This window comes from Paraflavitalea sp. (genome assembly GCF_059502485.1).
On record NZ_JCACET010000010.1, the window covers coordinates 80880 to 100037 of the forward strand.

The window sequence follows — 19158 nt, forward strand, 5'->3', positions numbered from 1 at the left end:
CTGGAGTTTTCTCAGAGGTGGTATTTTCGTTTGCAACGCAGGCGAAAGTGCTGCCTCTTTTTTGTATCCCATATTCGGGGGATAATCCTGCAAATTCGTTTAGAGCTTTCCGAAATGATTTGTGTCATTCGCACTTCAGTCTTCGCTTTTCACATACAATCCTGTGTCGTTCGCATACAACATTCCCACCTCCGGTTTCTGTCAGAGTAGTTTAGCGGTATCGCTCTTTTAACCACCCAAACTAACCTGATATGAAACGGTCATTATCATGTTTCTTTCTGCTGCTGGTCTGCTATTGTGTGCAAGCACAGTCGCCCCGTAAATTCAATTACCAGGCTGTTGTGAGGAATGCCAATGGCACTATTGTAGCCAACCAAAATATCGGACTGCGTTTCAGCGTCCGTAATACTACTGCTACCGGCACCGTGGTGTACAGTGAGCGGCATGCAGTGACGACCAATGCTTTTGGTCTGGTGAACCTGCAGGTAGGTGGAGGCACTGTGCTCTCGGGTGTGATGGCTGACGTGCCATGGGGAGTGGGCGCCAAGTTTCTGCAAGTGGAGGTGGATCTGAGCGGCGGCACCAATTATACCGCACTGGCGACCATGGAACTCATTGCCGTGCCTTATGCTATACAGGCAGAAAGAGCTGGCACTTTCACCGGTTCACTCATCGGTGATGTGAGCGGACCTCAAAGTGCTACACTGATCGGCGCCAATGCAGTTACTACGAATAAAATTGCTGATGGAGCAGTAACTACTGCCAAGTTGCCTGATAATGTAATTAGTACAGTTAAAGTGGCTGATAATGCCGTTACGACATCTAAGATTGCTGACGCGGCCGTGAATACTGCAAAGCTCGCGGACAATGCTGTTGGAACAATCAAAGTAACAGATGGGGCTATTACAACTACCAAGATCGCAGATGCAGCAATCAGCAATGTGAAGCTGGCTGACAATGCTGTTACTGTGAATAAAATAACGGACGGGTCGATTACCACTCCTAAACTATCTGACAATGCGGTCACGACGCCCAAGCTTGCCGATGCAGTGGTGAGTACAGCGAAGCTGGCCGATAATGCAGTGGTTACGGGAAAGCTGGCCAACAATGCCGTCACCACACCGAAAGTGGCGGCGGGCCAGTTGGTAAAAAGCCTTAATGGTTTAAAGGATGACATCGTGCTTACCGGTGGTGGTGGTACAACACTGAACGTTACCGGCAATACTGTTGCCATTAGCAGTGAGGCGGATATTACAGCCGTCACTGCCGGCCCTGGATTGCAAGGTGGCGGCACCAGCGGCGCCCCAACGCTGAGTGCTGCTTTTGGTGGCAGCGGCGGCGCCAACACAGTATCGCGTACAGATCACAACCATATAGGGCATACCTGGTCAAATCCCACTGGTACTATATTGACCCTGGCGAGTGCCAGCGACCCTTATGTTGTTACACTACGTACTACCAGTTACGCAACAGACTATAACGGCGGCACGATATACGCTCAGGCTTTAGCTACTACCGGATCAGCTGTAGGCATATTCGCTGGTACGAGTTCTAATGACGGTAATGCAGCAGGAATCTGGGGCCAGGCCAGCAGCAACGGCTCAGCCAAAGGAGTGTGGGGTTATGCGCGAGGAGCCAATACGTATGGTATTTATGGGCAGGCTGTTGGAGCCAATTCCTGGGCGGGTTATTTTCAGGGCAGGGTGCATGTAAATGGTACGCTCTCCAAATCGGCCGGCAGCTTTAAGATAGACCACCCGCTCGATCCACAGCGTAAATATCTTTCGCACTCGTTTGTAGAATCGCCTGACATGATGAACATCTACAATGGCAATGTGGTGTTGGATAGCAGGGGAGAAGCCACGATCCAATTGCCCGATTACTTCGAAGCGCTCAATATGGAATTCCGCTACCAGCTTACCGCTATGGGTAAACCTTCTCCCGGCATCTATGTATCACAAGAGATTACGGGCAACCGGTTCAGCATTGCTGGCGGCACACCCAATGGTAAAATATCATGGCAGGTGACCGGTATCCGTCACGATGCTTACGCGAAAGAACATCCGATCGTTGTAGAGGAAGTAAAACCAGCAGCAGAGCAGGGAACTTTGTTAAATGACAATACACGTAAAGCGCCGCAGCGTGAACGTGGCGAAGTGGTTCCTGTAAAACAATAATCATGTTTGCTTACCAAACACTTCACGTTATGCAACGCATCTTCAACAGGGGCCTGGCTTGTATGGTACTCATCGTACTATTTACCATGCGGTTGTCTGCGCAGGAGGCCAAACAGGCCGTGATTGCCAGTGGTGGTACGGGGACCGTGACCAGTGGCAGTTATACCATTGAAAGTACTGTAGGGGAGGTGATCATTGCTACAGCTGGTAGCGGACCGATATGCACGCAGGGGATTCATCAACCCAATTCGCTTAAAGTGGATTTCTCCATCGATGATGGGTTTGTGAAGGTGTTTCCCAACCCGGTATATACTACTGCGCAAATGAACATCTATGTAGAAGAAAGGACTACTATCACGTTTGCGCTGCACAATGCGGCAGGGCAGCAGGTGTTTGCCCGTACGCGTGAACTGACGCCAGGCGTTCATACCGAATACTTATACTTTACCGGTTTAAAGAATGGCATGTATATACTTAGTTTGAAAGAGTCTGCACGGGGCAGGAAATTTCATGCAAAGATGTTGAAGTTGTAAGGTTGTGCGTTTGCTTCGTGGTTCTTTTGCTTCGATAGCAGATTTCTCACTGCGCCGCCACAGCCTGTTTTTTAAGGTCTCTAATGGCTTCGTTCGAAATGACAGAAAAGGGAGTTATTCTGCTGGTGCAACTGCACCCTTTGCCACCCATGCTTTGAATTGTTTTACGAACTCGGCATGTTTCAGTGGTGGGAGTGTACGTCCTTCGCCGGGGTTCCAGCCCCACAACACCAATGAATCTTTGGATACGTGGTGAATTAATTGCTGCATTGTTTTATGGCCGTTCTGTTTTGGGTCTTTTAGCTGTAAAGCCAATTCCCTCGGTGATTTTCCTTCGAATACCATCGGCATATCGGCAGGAGGGAGGTGCCAGTTGGGATTGCCTGGTGGCATGTTCGCTCCGGGTACATTCTGCGGCTGGTGGCAATTGGCGCATTTCATGGCATACATTCCTTTACCATCTTCACCGCGCTGCACATCCATTACATGCAGGTGGTTGTCGTCGCCCTGCAATGGCTGATCGCCTTTGGGATGGCAGTTCATACAACGCGGGCTCATCAATACTTTGTATACTTCGAGGAAGGCCGATGCGGAGGCAAGGCTGTCACGTAGCGCACTGCTTTCTGCAGTGCCCGCATTCATTTTCAACTTTTCCATCAAGCCTTCTTCGTGAGGTTTTGACGGGAAAGAAGATTCATCTGCAGGTTTAATGCTTGCTGCAGCCACTGACAGTGCCGCTACTATGACCACTGTATAAATAGCTTGTTGCATATTCTATCAGATATGTTATTACATTTTTTTCTTACCCGGCAAAGGTGAGCCGCTCCCGCAACGCTGCAAAAGCCGGACGGCAGAGCGACCCACCTTTTGCCTTATGCATTTCCTGCCAGGTCGCTGGGCTGTATGGGCAAACTGCGTATGCGCTTGCCGGTGGCCGAAAAGATGGCGTTTACAATGGCTGGTGCTACAGGTGGTACACCCGGTTCGCCAGCGCCGCCCATCTTCTCTGTGCTTGGCGCTATATGTACACTAATAACAGGCGTTTCATGCATACGCAGGATTCGATAGTCATGGAAGTTGCGTTGCTGTACGCGTCCTTTCTCCAGTGTGATCTCACCATACAGTAAGGCAGTCAATCCGAATATGATACCGCTTTCCATTTGCGCTGCCACACCATCGGGGTTTACTGCCAGTCCACAATCTATTGCGCAAGTGATACGGTGTACACGTAAGTTGCCTTTATCGATCGATATTTCCGCTACCTGCGCCACCGTGCTGCCAAAAGACTCATGTACTGCCACCCCTCTGTAACGACCTGCAGGCAATGGCGTACCCCATCCGGATTTCTCCACTGCGAGGTTCAATGCCGACAGGTGGCGTGGATGCTTCTGTAATAAAGAGCGGCGGTAAGCCACCGGATCCTGCCCGGCAGTATGTGCCAGCTCATCAATCAGTGTTTCCATTACAAAGGCTGTGTGCGTGTGCCCCACGGATCGCCACCACAATACCGGCACTTTGTTTTTTGGTGAATGCAATTCAACCAGGTGATTGGGAACAACCGCCATATAGGGTGAATCATTCACACCTTCCACAGATGCCGGATCGATGCCATCTTTTACTCCTCCTTCAAACGGCGTGCCCGCCATAATGGATTGTCCCACGATGCTATGCTGCCACGCAATGGGTTTCTTATCAGCGTCGAGGCCAATGTGTACGCGGTGCATAAAGGCGGGCCGGTAATAACCGCCGCGGATATCATCTTCGCGAGTCCACACGGTTTTCACCGCCTTGCCGCTGGCTTTGGCTACTTCTACTGCTTCGGTTACAAAATCGGAGCTGCCGGTGGCACGACGACCAAAGCCACCGCCCAAGAATACCGTATTCACCGTTATCTGCTCTGGTTTAAAGCCCAGTATTTTGGCAGCATTGTTTTGGTCAACGCCGGGCCACTGTGTGCCTGTCCATATTTCACATTTATCGCCCGTGATCTTAACTGTACAATTCAATGGTTCCATAGGAGCATGCGCGAGGTAGGGCAATAGATATTCTGCATCGATCACACTGGCTGCTTTGGGCAATGTACCGGCCACATCACCAGCTTTTGCAGCGACTGATCCTTTGGTGTTAGCTACCTGGCGGTAATCATCCCACATGCCTTTGGAATCTATTACGAGTGCAGGATCGATGTCCCATTCTACTTTCAATGCTTCCCGTCCTTGTTTGGCAGCCCAGAAGTGATCGGCGATCACCGCCACACCCGATGGCACTTTTACTACTTGTTTTACACCGGGTATCGCTTTTGTTTTGCTAGCATCGAATGACTTTACCTTGCCGCCAAACACCGGAGAGCGCAATACCAATGCGGTGAGCAATCCGGGAAATTGTACGTCCATGCCAAACTTCGCCTGTCCGTTTATCTTTTCAGGTGTATCGAGCCGCTTGGCTCCTTTGCCAATGTATTTCCATTCACTCGCAGGCTTTAGTGGTACATTGGCAGGCGGTGGTTGTTTCGCTGCTGCATCGGCCAGTTCACCATAGCTCAGTTTTTTATCGCCAGCGATCACATAACCATCGGCTGTGCTGCATGCTTCAGGGGCAACACCCAGCCGTTGTGCAGCGGCTGTTACCAACAGGGCGCGTGCTGTGGCGCCTGCCTGGCGGTAGCGATCAAACTCAGACCAGGTGGTAGAGGAGCCGCCTGTTATCTGTAAACCAAATGCTGTATGGAAATAAGGAACATCCGGTGGTGCATGTTCTACCCTGATCTTTTTCCAGTCGCAATCGAGTTCATCGGCAATCAACATGGGTAATGTAGTCCATGCTCCCTGTCCCATTTCCACATGGGCCAGGATGATGTGAACCGTATTATCTCTTCCAATGCCGAGGTAGGCGTTGGGTGCAAAAACAACGGCGCTGTCATCAACGGCGCCAGTGCCCAACTTTGCCATGCGTCTGGCACTTGCCGGCACCATGAAGGGGATGAGTAATCCACCCGCAAAAACAGTAGTAGTGCGTAAGAACTTACGGCGGTTCATATCAATAGTACTCATGATTTACCTCCTTCTTTTTGCATTTGAGCTGCCAGGTGAATGGCTTTGCGCACGCGCGGATAAGTGCCGCAGCGACAGATGTTACCACTCATGGCTTTATCGATATCATCATCTGTCGGGTTGGGATTTTCGCGCAACAATACTGCCGCCGACATCAGCTGTCCGCTTTGGCAATAGCCGCATTGTAGCACATCTTCCGCCAGCCAGGCTTTTTGCAGGGGATGGGTAAGATCAGGAGAAAGCCCTTCGATCGTCGTGACCTGCTGATTGGCAGCACGCGCCACAGGCGTTACACAAGAACGAACGGCTTCACCATTCAGGTGAACGGTGCAGGCGCCGCATTGCGCCATGCCGCAACCAAACTTAGTTCCTGTGAGACCGAGCATATCGCGCAGTACCCACAGTAAGGGCATTTGCGGACTTGCATCAACGGAATAGCTTTTACTGTTGACTTGTAACTTTATCATGGTAGGTAGTTAAGATGTGGCGGTAAAGTGATAAGGGGGAAGCTTCAGTAAAGGTAGGGGGATAGCGAACCCGATCGCTTACAAAATTCAAAGCTAAACTTGAATAATTCAAACTTTTATGAGGGGAAGGGGTATAGGAATTGTCAGTTTTTTTCCGTATATAAGAATGAGGAGTTATCGGGCCAAAGGCCCGGAAATAGGGATGCGAGGCTGCAAGCCTCGCATAGCTAAAAGACAATCGCAACTCACAAATTCTTCCTAACTTTAAGACAGTTCTTTCTCTCAACACCAAAATCTTACAATATGAATCTCCTGCAACGCATCGAGCATTGGGGTGATACGCATCATCCAAAATGGGTGGATATTGTACGGATAGCATTAGGAGCTTTCCTTTGCTACCGCGGAATTGTTTTTCTGGAGAATATGAGTGACGAGCTTGGACGTATCTCCAACCATGTATCCTGGGGTGCTTTCTTCCTGCTTTCCCTGGGTCATTTCATTGTTTTTGCGCATTTACTGGGTGGCGTATTGTTGGTATTAGGCATTCTTACGCGTTTTGCGTGCCTCATCAACATACCTATTCTTATTGGCGCGATCCTCTTTGGCGGTTCGGCTTCCGGCTTGTGGACTCCATTTGCGGAAGTGTTGCTCGCCATTGTAGTGTTGCTACTGTTGTGTTACTTTCTAGTAGCAGGTAATGGACGCTGGTCGTTCAACACTTATATGGATGCTACGAGTAAATGAGTTCAGGACCGGGAGTCTCCGTAGCACCATTTCACTATGTGCTTGTCATCATGCATTTAAGTCTGTTTGCGCAAAGCGCAACAGGCAAGGCCCTTTATTTGCCAGCGAATGAGATTTTTACTATCATTACAGCATGACCCAAGATGAAATAAAACGAACCTGGAGAAACTTATTAATCCCTTTTATTGCAGGCTTACTCATATTGGCGGCTGGTATATCGCTTTATAAATTCGGCACCAACTCATCCTCCGTCTATGGCATTTACATCTCCATATTTGGGATCATGCTAACCGGTGCTGCCGCATTAAAAGTGAGAAAGTTCAGGAAATATTTAAGAGACAACAATCTTTAGCACATTAACGAGGATGGGCTAAAGCCCAGTAAGGTTGGAGATCTTTATCCCGGCCCTAAAGGGCCGGGCAATTGGCGTGAAGCGGCGAAGTGTTTAAGTATTTAGCGAAAAAGAGCAACGCCAGAATAGCGCCCGCCCTGAGCATTAAATGTTCGACACAAAGGAAAGTCTTCATCGGCTTGTCAATACTTTCTAATCAACCAACGCAGGTTGCTCCATTGGCTGCCGCTGTTGTAAAGGGAATTTTACTTCAAAAACGGTAAGTACTTTGCCTCTGACCACACCGATCTGGCCGTGGAGTGTTTCGACGAGGTTGCGGGTGATGAACAGGCCAAGGCCGTTGCCTTCCATGTTGATGCCTGTGCGTACGTGTTGGTAGGGATAGAATATCTTTTGGAGTTTCTCGTCTGAAATATTTTCTCCTTCATGGATAACGGCCAGTTGCCAGGTATTCGGCCCACTCAGGTCGACCTTCACAATGATATCGCATCCCACGCGTACAAACTTGATCGCATTATGGATGAGGTTATTGGCAATCTGCCGCAACTTAATGGGATCGCATTGCACTACAGGCGGCACAGTTTCTTCCACCTGCAACAGGATCAATGTCTGTTCTGCATGGGCCGTATACTGAAACTCATCTACGACCTGCTGCATGAATGACCTGATCACTAATGGCTCTACAATGGGATCATCATTCTTGCCGTATTCCAGCTTGGAGTATTCTAACAGATTTGAGAGCAAACGCCGGTAGCTAAAGCAGCCGCCTTTGATGTGGGCCACCAGTTGGTCGGCAGACACTTTTGCTTTTTGCAGCCGCTCGTTTTCCGAGAGATAGGACACCATGCCTTCAATGGGATTGAAGCCGCTTTTTATTTCATGCACTACTTCGCGGATGAAGTTTTTCTTGCTGTCGTTGGCATGGAGTGCTTTGAGCAGCTGTTGCTCCAGTTCTTCTTTTTCTACTTCCAGCTTGCGTTGCTGCTGCTGGTTGCTGTACCAGTAAACGCAGAAGAAGAGCGAGGCCAGTATGTTGAAAATGACAATGAGCACAGTGGGGTTGGCGGTCATGTAGTATAACCATGGGCCAAGCATCAGGCTAAAGAGGATGAGACCTACCAACAAGCCATTTACCCGCTTGCTGACAATACGCTGTCTAAATGAATTATTGATGCCAGGGCCAACAATTGCTTTCGGAAAAGCTTTCATTGTTTTCATTTCGTGATGTAATGGATAGCTGAATCCAGTTCTTAATAGGACTAATCAGAAATAAAAAGGGGTTACGTTGGGATAACTGGTATTTGACGTGATAGTGAAGATATAAAAAATATTTTACTAAAAACTAATATTGACCTTGCTCATCTTTTGTCTTTTACAGCTATAAAATAAATGTTCAGGATGATGCAGGATAGTTGACGTTACAACTATGTTAACTTCAATTATTGCTCATCCTTCAACGATTGCCTGTATGTTTTTTGCCTTCCGCCGCCTGCATATACCTGCTATTTCCCACTTATTGCTCATATTATTTTTTTGTTTCCTGCTGCTGCTGCCAGCCGTTATACAAGCCCAGATTGGCCGCCGCTTTCCTTCGGAACGTAAACAGGTAAAAGACCCGGTAACGGGCACCATGCTCACTTTTCTGACCAGTACGCCAGGTGGCGATTCCAAGATATACCAAACGCATAACCAGTGGACCTCGGATGGACAGTGGCTCATTTTCCGGTCATCACGCGTAAAGGGTGAAGCAATGGCCGTCCATGAAACTACCGGTGAAATGGTACAGGTATCTGAAGGTGGTTATACGGGTATGCTGAACATCGCCCGCAAGTCGATGAAGTTGTATTTCATGCGCGATATAAAAAGAGAAACATCTACTACAGGCAGAGATACTACCGGCAAACCTCTACAAATAATCGAAGTAGACCTTGGTAAGTTATTAGCAGACAGCAAAGCAGGCACTCTTAAACCAGCAAGTACTTATCAGCGCATCTGCGGCACAACACCACCCGAAATAAAGGCAGGTGGTGATATGGCACTGGATGGCGATGAGGAACGGGTGTACTTCCGCGTGGGGCGGGAAGAAGCGGCGAGGCACCTGCCTGCCGATGCGAAGCTGGAAAAGAACTTTGGTCCCCGTAATATGGGCGCTGGCCCTTCGGGTATTGCCTCGATGAATATCCGCACCGGCGAAATAAAGTATGTGGTATCTGTTCCTTTCCAGGTGGGGCATATACAAACGAACCCCTGGGTGCCGGGACAAATTGTTTTCTGCTGGGAAACGGGTGGTAAATCGCCTCAACGTACCTGGATCGTCAATGCCGATGGAACCGGTTTGCGTCCTTTGTACCCTGAATCTCCTTATGAATGGGTAACGCATGAAGCCGTAATCGGTCCCGAAGAAGTGGCCATTGCCATCATGGGGCATCGCAAAATTGCAGGTACCACCGGCGATGTAGCTCCGCCCACAGGCGTAGGTGGCGCCAATCCCGGTCAGGAAGCTGACTGGGGTCCTTCGGGTACCCGTGAAAAGCCTACCGGTCTGGGTATCGTGAACATTCGCACCAGAGAAATGCTCATAGCCGGTCAAACGAAACAGGGTAGTGGCCTTTGGCATGTAAGCGGTTCTTCCGATGGCCGCTTTGCTGTGGGTGATGATTTCTCGCGCAGCCTGTACCTCATCGACCGGCGTACCAGCGAGATGCTGTTGCTCACCACAGGACATAAAACCACCGCGGCCGATCACCCGCATCCTACTTTCAGTCCTGATGGTACGCGTATTCAAATACAATCTGCGATGTTATCTGCAGATGGACGTTCGATGAACATTTGCATTGTACCAGTGCCTGAAGCATGGCTAAAGAGAAAATAATAACTACAGCAGTCTGGCCGCTTGAGCGGCCTGACTAATTGAGCGAGCTATATGCTATACTCGTCGACATAATTGGTCATTGATAGATTGCTGCGTTCAGTATACATCCTTGTTCTGCAACTTGCAGCCGCAGGAGAACACCCCCTTCTGAAATTCCTGTAAAACAGGGATTGTCTGCGCCTCCAATATTTCGTTTTATTGTATCGTCTAACGACGCCCTGCCATTTAGCCACTCCTTGCCTGGCTATCGTGTTATACACCTAATTAATCATTTTCGTTAACATCAAATCTGTTTTATGTATCAGATCGACCTGGCTATTACCGGGGTTTCTTCTTTTGTTGCTGACCCGATCAGCATTGACGAATGGGCAGCTGCTTACAAAGTGCCCGACAGGCAAGCTGAAGGCAAGTTCTTAGATGGCAAGATGGTGGAAAAGATATTGGGCATTAAATCCAAGAGCTGGGCGCCGGATGTATTCAAAGATCCACAGGTGGTGGTGAACACGACCAGAGAAGCACTGAACAAAGCGGGTGTAGAGCCCGGCGATATCGATGCTGCGATCATTGTTACGTGTTCACCCTTCATGGTGCAGCTGGACCAGGATGCTTTTCTTTTGTACAAAGAGATCGGATTGAATGATGATATTGTACCTGTACTATTAGGAGCAGGTTGTGCAGGCTTTGCCCGCGCGATGGCACTGGCAGCGAAGATGACTGCCAAGAAGATATTGGTTATTTCTTATAGCCTCAGCAGTCTTTATACGCAGACCGGTGTTTACAAACAAAACTCCACGCATCCTTATGGCAAATCATTGTGGATGTCGGCAGCGTTGTTTTCCGATGGCGTATCGGCCGTAGTACTGGAAAAGAAAGATGGACCTACGGGTTATTCTTTTTACTCGCGCGACTCCCTGCAGTTTGGACAGGAGGGCGGTTTCGATGACCCACTTATTCACTATACCGGCAGCGGCGCCTGGGCACCTCCCGGCACCGAAGGCTGTGAAGAGCTTTCCTGCTTTGCCATGGCCGGTCCCAAGATCAAAGAATACTACATCAAGGGTATGACGCTAAACCATCAGCAGATGCTGGCTTTACAACCTAATTACCTGAAAGAAGTAAAGAAACTCTATACGCATCAGGCGAGCCCAATGCTCACCAATGCTTTCCTCGATACGTTGATCAAAGATTATGGCATCAGCCGCGATAAGATGGGCATCAACGTGGTGAAGTATGGCAACCTCGTGAGCACCAGTACCATCAAGCTGCTGGATGATGACCTGAACGCAGGCTTGTTGGAGCCAGGAGATAAAATATGCATCTCCGTAGTAGGAGCTGGTCCTGAGCGGGGCGCTTTTATCATCCCCGTAGAGGTCAGCAATAGCTCATTTTCTTCAGCAGGCGCAGGTGAGAAACAACACCACCCCAATACGATGTTTGATTTGGTGTAATGTTGTGCTGGGATAACACCTTGTACAGAATCCTGCTCAATCGTGGATAATGGATATGGTGTATATGCGGGAAGAGGTGATGGGCAATGTGGTTGTTGAAACCTCCCAGCAGGAAATTGGCGGATGTACTGAAAGGATGCATGTCGTTGGAGCTTTTCACCTGGTTCATGAGCCAGGAGGTGTTGATGAACCCATGATCATCCGTTACCGGGTAGGCCGTGCTTTCCACATGGTGTGTCATGAAGAAGGTGAACAAGAGGAACAATGACTGAAACAGGTGCATGCACAAAAAGCCAATCATCACCACATACCAGGGTTGAGGAGCAAACAGGACGGGCAATACCAATGCGATCAGCAGGTAAACCGTTTTTTGTATCCAGAACGATAAATGGTACGCAAAACCTTTCCTGGCATTATAGGCATCTTTTGAAAACAGGATAACAAAGTCTTTAATGAACACCCAGAACAGCGAATAACTCATGTAAGCGATAGGCGCATAAAAATGCTGGTACCGGTGATACCACTTGTATTCGCTGTGTGGTATTACCCGTATCAGCTTGGTGATCTGCAAGTCTGAATCATAATCCTCTACATTGGGAGCATAATGGTGGGAGTGGATATGCCGTTGCTTCCAGGCTTCAGCATGTGCGCCCACCAGCGTGTATATGATCGTGAAGCAAAGGTTGTTCAGTGGCTTGCTTTTAAAGACGGTATTATGGGAAAAGTCGTGCGAGAAATTGAACGCGAACAGCAGCAATACAAAACCATACACCATAAAGCACGCAATGAAGAGCAAGGGCTGTGTAATCACATACAGCGTGGCGTAACTCAATGCCGATAAAGAGAAGTATACGATGAACTTCAACAGGATCAACCGTCTGGCAGACCGCTTGTCGATAGCCAGTTGATCTTCTACCTGCCGGTAAATGACTTTCAGCAGTTCACTGTCCTGCGGAATATGAATATGTTTATCGCGCAAAGGGGAGTGGTTTGATGTGTTCATGACGGCCCATGGCTTTCAGGAACCGGAAATGTGATGCCAGGGCTTCGGGGTAAGACATTTCCATGTAGGTCAATCCATACTTGCTGCACAGTTCCCGGAAGATGGGCAATATTTTCAGGTAATGAACATGCGATACATTGGGCAATAAGTGATGCAACGCATGGGCATTGAAGCCGCCCAGTGTCCAGTTGAAGAACACACTGCCCGGGTGATAATCTACCGATGTCATCAGTTGCAACTTGGGCCAGCTTATATCCAGTTTGTTGTCGGCATCGCCTACGGGATGGGATACATAATCCGACACATGTGATACGCCGAGCACGCCCACAAATATCCAGGAGATCATAAAGTGGTTGGCCACGAAAGCCAGCAGTACCGTTCCCCATCCAAAAGGTAATAACATAGCCGGCAGCACAATCATATAACCGATGTACAATATCTTATAGATGATCAGCTTTATTACTTCATTCCGGGGAATGGATATTTTAATGGTTCTGCTTGAGTAATTGAATAACATCAGTGTTTCGCGGAAAAAGAACCAGTTGAGTGAATATAGTAGGTACAGAAAAGGGGCATACAAGAATTGGTAGCGGTGGTACCCTTTCAGCGGTTGCGACTCCGTCATACGAAACAACGGATTATTCAATACATCGATATCACTACCTTCTACATTGGTATACAGGTGGTGTGATTCGTTGTGGTTCTTTCCCCATACATAGGCATTGTTGCCCTGAAGGTTGAAGCTGACAGAAAACAAGACTTTGTTCCAGAACTTACTTCTTACTGCCACGCCATGTGCCGCATCATGCGAGATATTGAATGCTGTCAACAATACAGACAGGCCCATGAGCAGGTAAAAACTATAAAACGCCAACACTGATGTGCTGGTAATCATGAGTGCATAAAATAATACATCGAGGAAGAAATACAGGCATATCTTGAAGATCATCTTGCGATTACCATACTTCTGAGCGCTGTTTTCGGCGAAGTACTGGTCGATCCGTAGGGTTAGTTCTTTGTAAAACGCAGAGCCTTCATCTTTACTGAACTTTAATTTATTCATGGGATGACTGCAGGGGTTTGGTTGATCCAATTTAGGTAAAACAACCCATAGGGCGCTTTAGCGTTTTGTTAAAAACAGCTCCTAAGACCAGGGGGAGCCGTCCCGTCTACGGACGGGAAGGGCGACCCACCCTTTGAGACTATCAGGCGTTCTGGTACGCCTCCCACAATTTCACTGCCTCCATCGCTTCTTTTACATCGTGTACGCGCAGAATGTTTGCACCGTTTTGCAGGCTGAGTGTGTTTAATACCGTAGTGCCATTCAGCGCTTCATCGGCTGTAATGCCGAGCGTTTTCCAAATGGTTGTTTTGCGGGAGAGCCCTACCAGGATAGGGAGGGAGAGTATATGCAGTGCCGGTAGTTTTTTCAGCAGTTCGAGGTTTTGTGTGGCGTTCTTACCAAACCCAAAGCCGGGATCGAGGGTGATATCTTTGATGCCTGCCTTGCGACAACGGGCTGTTTGCAAGATGAAGAAGTCCAGCACTTCGCGAATCATGTTTTCATATACAGCTGGCTGTTTGATCGTTTCGAGCGTGCCCTTCATGTGCATCAACACATAAGGCACTCCCAGGCCAGCTACCGTACTGATCATCGCCTCGTCGATGCTGCCCGCACTGACATCGTTGACAATGGAAGCACCGGCGGCCACCGCTTCTGCCGCCACCTTTGCATGGAAAGTATCAATTGAAATAACCATATCCGGAAAACGCTCATGAATGGCACGGATGGGTTCTACCACCCGTTTCAACTCTTCTTCCACGGTTATCCTTTCGCTGCCGGGACGGGTGCTCTGGCCTCCAATGTCGAGGATGGAGGCCCCGTCGGCGATCATCTTCTCCGCCTGCCGCAGTATATCGGACTCCTGATAGCGGCTGCCGGCGTAAAAAGAGTCCGGCGTCACGTTCATAATGCCCATAACCAGTGGTTTATCCACCACCAACAGCCTGCCTTTACAATTGAGTGTATACATTTAACCTTTGTTCATTATTTTCGCGGCTTAAAGATATACAGAAGTAAGAAGTCTGAGGTAAGAAGTCTGAAGATTCAGACTCATATCGTTTAACACCCTTCTGTAACAGTTTTTGATCATCATGAGCAATACAAATCAACAATACGACGCGGCCGTTCAATCGTGCAGGGATATTTTTATTAAGAAGACCAAGGACTACGGTACTGCCTGGCGCGTGCTGCGGCCTATTTCCATCGTAGACCAGATATTCATCAAAGCGCAGCGCATCCGCACCATCCAGGAGAAGAAGACACAGCGGGTAGGGGATGATATTGCGGGAGAATTTAAAGGCATGTTGAACTACAGTGTGATCGGCCTGATACAACTGGAGCTAAACAACAGCGCTTCTGAAGAGTTGCCCGTAGCTGAAGTGGAAAGACTGTATACCGAAAAGATCGCTTTTACCAAGGCGACTATGCTCGATAAGAACCATGATTATGGCGAGGCGTGGCGCGATATGAGCCAGGAAAGTTTTGCCGACCTGATCCTCATGAAGCTCATGCGCATTCGCCAGATACTGGCCAATGAAGGTAAAACGCTTATCAGCGAAGGCATCGACGCCAATTATGTTGATATCATTAATTACTCTGTGTTTGCGCTTATTCTTATTGAGGAAGGCAAGCATAAAGGATAAATGATCAAAGGTGACACCTTCTTTTGCAACGCAAGCGAAAGGTGTCACCTTTGATCGTTTAGTTATTTCAACGCCCATGTTACTACGTCCTTCTTATTCTTCGACACCGGTACCTGGTGGCCGTTATCCAGCAACAGGTAACCGCCGTCTTCTTTCACCCAGCTTTTAACGTACTTCCGGTTCACCAAATGTGATTGGTGGCAACGAATGAAGCCGTAGCTTTTTAACAGCTCCTCATATTCGAAGATAGGACGGGAAGCCGTGAGCTTTTCGCCATTGGAGAGAAAAAAGATCGTGTAGTTATTGGATGATTCACACCGCACAATGTCTGTAGTGCGGATGAAGCGGGTTTCTTTGATGGTGGCCAGTGCAATGCGGTGGTCTTCTTTTTGCTCCTGCAACAATTGCAACAGGTTCTCCAGTTGCAGGTTTTTCTTTTTCTCACTTCTTTTGTCCAATGCCCTGCTTACGGCCGCCTGTAGCTCATCGATGCTCACCGGTTTCAGCAGGTAATCCACGGCAGCAAAGCGAACCGCCTGAATAGCATATTGATCAAAAGCTGTCACAAAGATCACTTCAAAATCGTACTGGTGCAACTCGCGCAAGAGGTCAAAGCCACTTTTGCCCGGCATTTGGATATCGAGGAATATCAGGTCGGGATGGTGTTGCAAAATGGCGCTTCTACCTGCTGCTGCATCAGCAGCCATAGCGACTACCTCCACGCCGGGGCAGTATGTTTTCAACAACTGCTCCAGGTTTACCAGGTTGTTCTGTTCATCATCTACCAGTATTGCCTTCATCGTGTTCATGCCAGCCAGTTTTTAAACAACAATTCTATAGTGGTCCCTTTGCCGGATACACTGTTCACCTGCATCTGTATTTGTTCCGTGCCAGCCATTTCATTCAACAAAGCTATGCGGTCTCTTGTGAGCTTCAGTCCATAACCGGTGGTTTCTTTTCCTGACTCAAATCCCGGCCCGTTATCACCGATACGGATGACCATATCTTTTTGTACCTGCAATACCTCTACCCGGATCAGTCCGTTTTCCTTCAAAGTGCTTACACCATGCTTTACCGCATTTTCGGCCAATGGCTGCAGCAGGAGGGAAGGTACTTCTGTTTCGGCTACCGGCATAGCTGCTGCTACCTGAATATCGTACGTAAAGTTAAACCGTAATTTCTCCAGCTTAAGATAGGTATCCAGCGTTTGTAATTCACGCTGTAAAGGAATAGAAGGGTTTTCACTATCTGCCAGCGAATGCCGCAACAAGCTACCAAATTCAGACAGGTAGTTATTAGCGCCCCTGATATCGCCGCTGTTGATGAGGCCCTGTATAGAAGAGAGTGCATTGAACGTAAAATGCGGGTTTAGCTGTGCATACACTGATCTCAACCCCTGTTCAAAGCGTTCTTTTTTGGCCTGCTCGGCAGCCGTTTTTTCCCGTTGCCTTCTGAGCTTGAACAACAATACCAGGAAACCAATAGACGCTAACAGCAATACAATAACGATCAGCCGGAAAGTCCAGGTCTGGTACCAGGCGGGTTTCACTGTAAAAGGATAACTGGTAACGTTATGCCGTTGTTTGCGGTAACGCATTTCCAGCACATAATCGCCGGGACCGGGGTTGTCGAGCCAGATGTAACTGTTGTTCGCTTTATTGCCCGTCCAGTCTGAAACAACGCGGCCATTGTTGGTGACCCTGTATTCTATCGTTCCTTTCTTGTATACTCTTGCTGCGACCTGAAATATCAGACCATTCTGTCCCGATCCTACCATCCAGTGTTTGGGAAGCCCCGTCACCGAGTCCAGCTTTTCGGGAGCATACTTACTCATCAGTTCTTTCGTCAACGTTGCATCAAACCGGTAATCATTGGTAAGACTCAACATGGTGGCTGTTAACTCGCCGGTTGTGAACACTGCTTGCAGGGAAGGCCGGGTAGGCTGCCAGTACACCGAAGAGACAGCAATAAGGCCAGTATCTTTTTTCCGGCGCAGTTCTACCACAATGCGGTGGCCCCAGGTGGTTGAAAAACCGCCTATAAAGGCAAACTGTGCACGAAATGCATTGAGTTGAAAAGTAGCGTCCATAAAGGAGGACACCTCTCCCCAGGGCTGGATGACCGTTGAATCTTCCAGCACACGGCATTCGTACAAATGTGTATTATGCCTATAAATACCCGGCGTCAGAAAATATACCATACCTGAATCATAGGTATATAATTTCTGCAAGCCATGACTAAGATGAGAACGGAACCGGTAATCGCCGAATGACATATCCATCGGTGTGTTGCCCAGATCACCAACCTTATCGTCATTGTGGTCATACACGCCATTGTAAGGGATCGCTGATACAATCATGGGCAGCGTGTCGCTGTCTTTGCCAAGGTAGGTAGTAGAATAATTTTGCCAGGCAATATCGGCCGTCTGCTGACTGATACCCTTGAGGTTTATCTGTGCTACCAGGCTGGGCAAACAGCAAAAGCAGCAGCACAGGATCGTTAATAGTTTTTTCATATCAGGGTATTTGCCAGAAGCTGGTAGAGTTATTGGTATTGTAATATTGATACGTGGCGCCACTCTTTGGACCGGTGGATTCTTTCTTATCCGGTCCTTGTTTGAAATAGTCCAGTGGCAGCAGTTGAATGTACTGAATGAGCTTCCCCCGTTCGGGTGTTTCATAATTATAGGTACTGTTTACAGCGCATTGCAACATGTACAGGTTTTTAGCCATATAGTTGTATAGGTAATGCTCTTTTGTGGTGGTGGACCGGTGGTTCCAGTTGGCCGTTGGGTTCAATAGCAGGGGCTGGTTGTTGATCAGTCTTTCCCTTACTTCTCTTATATCCAGCAATTCTCCTTTTTCATTCATCACATAGGCATCGTGGGTAGGATCGGCCCATATCCATTTCTTCAGGGAAGGCACAAACACCATATTGATGACGTGACAATCGGGGTCTACTTTCAGGCTGTCTTTGGGGAGGCAGGTCACCATGCGCGATGCAAACCCCATGGCCAGGTAACATTCATTCAACACCGTAGCCAGCCCCCTGCAATTTAAACCCCGGCCTTCTTTCCGGCAAACGTCGATCATCGACAGCGCATTTTTCACTGCCGGATTTTCATGGTTGCCGTCATGCGGTATCAGCTCATGTATCCAGTGCAGCAGGTTCAGCACTTTCGATACATCATTGCCTTGTCCGGCAATGGAGTCCAGCTTAAAGCCTTTGCGCAAGGCAACGAGGTTGGTATCGCTGGCTGGCTGATAAGTAAAGGCCGGCAGGGGACGTTTATCCTGTTCATTGTATGTTTTGGCCCGTTGCAATATGTAAAGATAATCGCCCGTAGCACGTAAAGGTTGCACGATTGCTTTGAAGGAGGGCTTTTGGCGAATGCTTACCAGGTCGGCATCCTGCATGATGTGCGTGTAATTGGTAAACCCGGCTTTTACTGCCAGCGACAAGTGGTTGAGGGATTGCTCCGGCTGGCCCACCAGCGCATACGCGCAGGAAAGGTTGTATTGGGCACTGGCCAGGTAGCGTGTGTACTGTTTACGAACCGTGTCGGGCAGCTCCTGGTACCGGTTTAGCCAGGTATCCAGCAGGGTAGCAAAGTTTTTCACGTCTCTTTTTTCGTACAGGCTTACAAACACTTTGTTTTGTTCTTCGGCATAGGCGCCAAAACCTTTCTGTTCATCCTGCCGGGCCATCAGCAGCAATGGCCCCAGCAATAAAGTGGTTACAATAATAATATTCCTGTAATGTATCATCATAGATGCTCTTTGGGGTTGAATAATTGTTATTACCGG

Annotated in this window: 17 protein-coding genes; 7 read left to right on the forward strand and 10 right to left on the reverse strand. The window is 48.5% G+C overall.

Going from position 1 to position 19158, the window contains the following annotated elements; all coding sequences use genetic code 11:
• Positions 1–251: 251 nt before the first annotated feature.
• Positions 252–2177: a DUF8740 domain-containing protein gene (locus tag AC5JBY_RS17535; protein ID WP_495905928.1), complete on the forward strand. Its 1926-nt coding sequence runs from the start codon at positions 252–254 to the stop codon at positions 2175–2177.
• A 29-nt stretch (positions 2178–2206) separates the two neighbouring features.
• Positions 2207–2710 carry a T9SS type A sorting domain-containing protein gene (locus AC5JBY_RS17540; protein ID WP_495905929.1) on the forward strand — a complete coding sequence of 168 codons (504 nt, stop codon included), beginning with the start codon at positions 2207–2209 and terminating at the stop codon, positions 2708–2710.
• A 114-nt stretch (positions 2711–2824) separates the two neighbouring features.
• Here the strand turns inward: AC5JBY_RS17540 and AC5JBY_RS17545 are convergent, their stop codons facing one another.
• The 3 genes from AC5JBY_RS17545 to AC5JBY_RS17555 form a co-directional block, all read right to left on the reverse strand.
• On the reverse strand, positions 2825–3481 hold the full coding sequence (locus AC5JBY_RS17545; RefSeq protein WP_495905930.1) for a hypothetical protein: 657 nt from the start codon (positions 3479–3481) through the stop codon (positions 2825–2827).
• Positions 3482–3582: 101 nt separating this feature from the next.
• The gene (locus tag AC5JBY_RS17550; RefSeq protein WP_495905931.1) at positions 3583–5760 is read right to left on the reverse strand and encodes a xanthine dehydrogenase family protein molybdopterin-binding subunit; all 2178 of its coding nucleotides are present in this window, start codon (positions 5758–5760) and stop codon (positions 3583–3585) included.
• Positions 5757–6227 carry a (2Fe-2S)-binding protein gene (locus AC5JBY_RS17555; RefSeq protein ID WP_495905932.1) on the reverse strand — a complete coding sequence of 157 codons (471 nt, stop codon included), beginning with the start codon at positions 6225–6227 and terminating at the stop codon, positions 5757–5759. Before AC5JBY_RS17555 ends, AC5JBY_RS17550 begins: the two co-directional genes overlap by 4 nt.
• Before the next feature lie 303 nt (positions 6228–6530).
• Here AC5JBY_RS17555 and AC5JBY_RS17560 point away from each other — a divergent pair, with 303 nt between their 5' ends.
• Entirely contained in the window at positions 6531–6971 is a 441-nt protein-coding gene (locus tag AC5JBY_RS17560; RefSeq protein ID WP_495905933.1) for a DoxX family membrane protein, read from the forward strand.
• Between the two features lie 133 nt (positions 6972–7104).
• Entirely contained in the window at positions 7105–7323 is a 219-nt protein-coding gene (locus AC5JBY_RS17565; RefSeq protein ID WP_495905934.1) for a hypothetical protein, read from the forward strand.
• A gap of 192 nt (positions 7324–7515) precedes the next feature.
• Here AC5JBY_RS17565 and AC5JBY_RS17570 read toward each other — a convergent pair whose 3' ends face one another.
• On the reverse strand, positions 7516–8541 hold the full coding sequence (locus AC5JBY_RS17570; RefSeq protein WP_495905935.1) for a sensor histidine kinase: 1026 nt from the start codon (positions 8539–8541) through the stop codon (positions 7516–7518).
• A 208-nt stretch (positions 8542–8749) separates the two neighbouring features.
• Here AC5JBY_RS17570 and AC5JBY_RS17575 point away from each other — a divergent pair, with 208 nt between their 5' ends.
• Together AC5JBY_RS17575 and AC5JBY_RS17580 are read left to right on the forward strand one after the other, a co-directional pair.
• The gene (locus AC5JBY_RS17575) at positions 8750–10195 is read left to right on the forward strand and encodes a hypothetical protein (RefSeq protein ID WP_495905936.1); all 1446 of its coding nucleotides are present in this window, start codon (positions 8750–8752) and stop codon (positions 10193–10195) included.
• Between the two features lie 296 nt (positions 10196–10491).
• Positions 10492–11643, forward strand: coding sequence for a 3-oxoacyl-[acyl-carrier-protein] synthase III C-terminal domain-containing protein (locus AC5JBY_RS17580; RefSeq protein WP_495905937.1), 1152 nt, complete (start codon positions 10492–10494; stop codon positions 11641–11643).
• Here the strand turns inward: AC5JBY_RS17580 and AC5JBY_RS17585 are convergent.
• The 3 genes from AC5JBY_RS17585 to folP form a co-directional block, all read right to left on the reverse strand.
• Entirely contained in the window at positions 11567–12646 is a 1080-nt protein-coding gene (locus AC5JBY_RS17585) for a fatty acid desaturase family protein (protein WP_495905938.1), read from the reverse strand. The two genes, AC5JBY_RS17580 and AC5JBY_RS17585, sit on opposite strands and share 77 nt — an antisense overlap.
• Positions 12612–13709, reverse strand: coding sequence for a fatty acid desaturase family protein (locus tag AC5JBY_RS17590; protein ID WP_495905939.1), 1098 nt, complete (start codon positions 13707–13709; stop codon positions 12612–12614). Before AC5JBY_RS17590 ends, AC5JBY_RS17585 begins: the two co-directional genes overlap by 35 nt.
• A 142-nt stretch (positions 13710–13851) precedes the next feature.
• Positions 13852–14679, reverse strand: coding sequence for a dihydropteroate synthase (folP, locus tag AC5JBY_RS17595; RefSeq protein ID WP_495905940.1), 828 nt, complete (start codon positions 14677–14679; stop codon positions 13852–13854).
• A 121-nt stretch (positions 14680–14800) separates the two neighbouring features.
• Between folP and AC5JBY_RS17600 the strand changes: the two genes are divergently transcribed.
• Entirely contained in the window at positions 14801–15352 is a 552-nt protein-coding gene (locus AC5JBY_RS17600; RefSeq protein WP_495905941.1) for a DUF1599 domain-containing protein, read from the forward strand.
• Positions 15353–15414: 62 nt separating this feature from the next.
• Here the strand turns inward: AC5JBY_RS17600 and AC5JBY_RS17605 are convergent, their stop codons facing one another.
• From AC5JBY_RS17605 to AC5JBY_RS17615, 3 genes are read right to left on the reverse strand one after another with little or no spacing between them, the layout of a single operon-like run.
• Positions 15415–16161 (reverse strand): LytR/AlgR family response regulator transcription factor, encoded by a 747-nt coding sequence (locus AC5JBY_RS17605; protein ID WP_495905942.1) that lies wholly within the window; start codon positions 16159–16161, stop codon positions 15415–15417.
• Complete coding sequence (locus AC5JBY_RS17610; protein WP_495905943.1) at positions 16158–17867, reverse strand: sensor histidine kinase; 1710 nt, start codon at positions 17865–17867, stop codon at positions 16158–16160. The genes AC5JBY_RS17605 and AC5JBY_RS17610 overlap by 4 nt, the downstream gene beginning before the upstream one ends.
• Position 17868: 1 nt before the next feature.
• A complete protein-coding gene (locus AC5JBY_RS17615; RefSeq protein WP_495905944.1) occupies positions 17869–19122 on the reverse strand; it encodes a TPR end-of-group domain-containing protein in 1254 nt (417 codons plus the stop codon).
• Positions 19123–19158: the final 36 nt, after the last annotated feature.

Excerpts from the sequence above, each read along its gene's own strand:
- AC5JBY_RS17570 (WP_495905935.1), bottom strand. The coding sequence starts at position 8,541 with ATGAAAACAATGAAAGCTTTTCCGAAAGCAATTGTTGGCCCTGGCATC.
- AC5JBY_RS17600 (WP_495905941.1), top strand. The coding sequence starts at position 14,801 with ATGAGCAATACAAATCAACAATACGACGCGGCCGTTCAATCGTGCAGG.
- AC5JBY_RS17585 (WP_495905938.1), bottom strand. The coding sequence starts at position 12,646 with ATGAACACATCAAACCACTCCCCTTTGCGCGATAAACATATTCATATT.
- AC5JBY_RS17575 (WP_495905936.1), top strand. The coding sequence starts at position 8,750 with ATGTTAACTTCAATTATTGCTCATCCTTCAACGATTGCCTGTATGTTT.
- AC5JBY_RS17580 (WP_495905937.1), top strand. The coding sequence starts at position 10,492 with ATGTATCAGATCGACCTGGCTATTACCGGGGTTTCTTCTTTTGTTGCT.
- folP (WP_495905940.1), bottom strand. The coding sequence starts at position 14,679 with ATGTATACACTCAATTGTAAAGGCAGGCTGTTGGTGGTGGATAAACCA.
- AC5JBY_RS17545 (WP_495905930.1), bottom strand. The coding sequence starts at position 3,481 with ATGCAACAAGCTATTTATACAGTGGTCATAGTAGCGGCACTGTCAGTG.
- AC5JBY_RS17535 (WP_495905928.1), top strand. The coding sequence starts at position 252 with ATGAAACGGTCATTATCATGTTTCTTTCTGCTGCTGGTCTGCTATTGT.
- AC5JBY_RS17565 (WP_495905934.1), top strand. The coding sequence starts at position 7,105 with ATGACCCAAGATGAAATAAAACGAACCTGGAGAAACTTATTAATCCCT.
- AC5JBY_RS17550 (WP_495905931.1), bottom strand. The coding sequence starts at position 5,760 with ATGAGTACTATTGATATGAACCGCCGTAAGTTCTTACGCACTACTACT.
- AC5JBY_RS17540 (WP_495905929.1), top strand. The coding sequence starts at position 2,207 with ATGCAACGCATCTTCAACAGGGGCCTGGCTTGTATGGTACTCATCGTA.
- AC5JBY_RS17560 (WP_495905933.1), top strand. The coding sequence starts at position 6,531 with ATGAATCTCCTGCAACGCATCGAGCATTGGGGTGATACGCATCATCCA.
- AC5JBY_RS17615 (WP_495905944.1), bottom strand. The coding sequence starts at position 19,122 with ATGATGATACATTACAGGAATATTATTATTGTAACCACTTTATTGCTG.
- AC5JBY_RS17555 (WP_495905932.1), bottom strand. The coding sequence starts at position 6,227 with ATGATAAAGTTACAAGTCAACAGTAAAAGCTATTCCGTTGATGCAAGT.
- AC5JBY_RS17610 (WP_495905943.1), bottom strand. The coding sequence starts at position 17,867 with ATGAAAAAACTATTAACGATCCTGTGCTGCTGCTTTTGCTGTTTGCCC.
- AC5JBY_RS17605 (WP_495905942.1), bottom strand. The coding sequence starts at position 16,161 with ATGAACACGATGAAGGCAATACTGGTAGATGATGAACAGAACAACCTG.
- AC5JBY_RS17590 (WP_495905939.1), bottom strand. The coding sequence starts at position 13,709 with ATGAATAAATTAAAGTTCAGTAAAGATGAAGGCTCTGCGTTTTACAAA.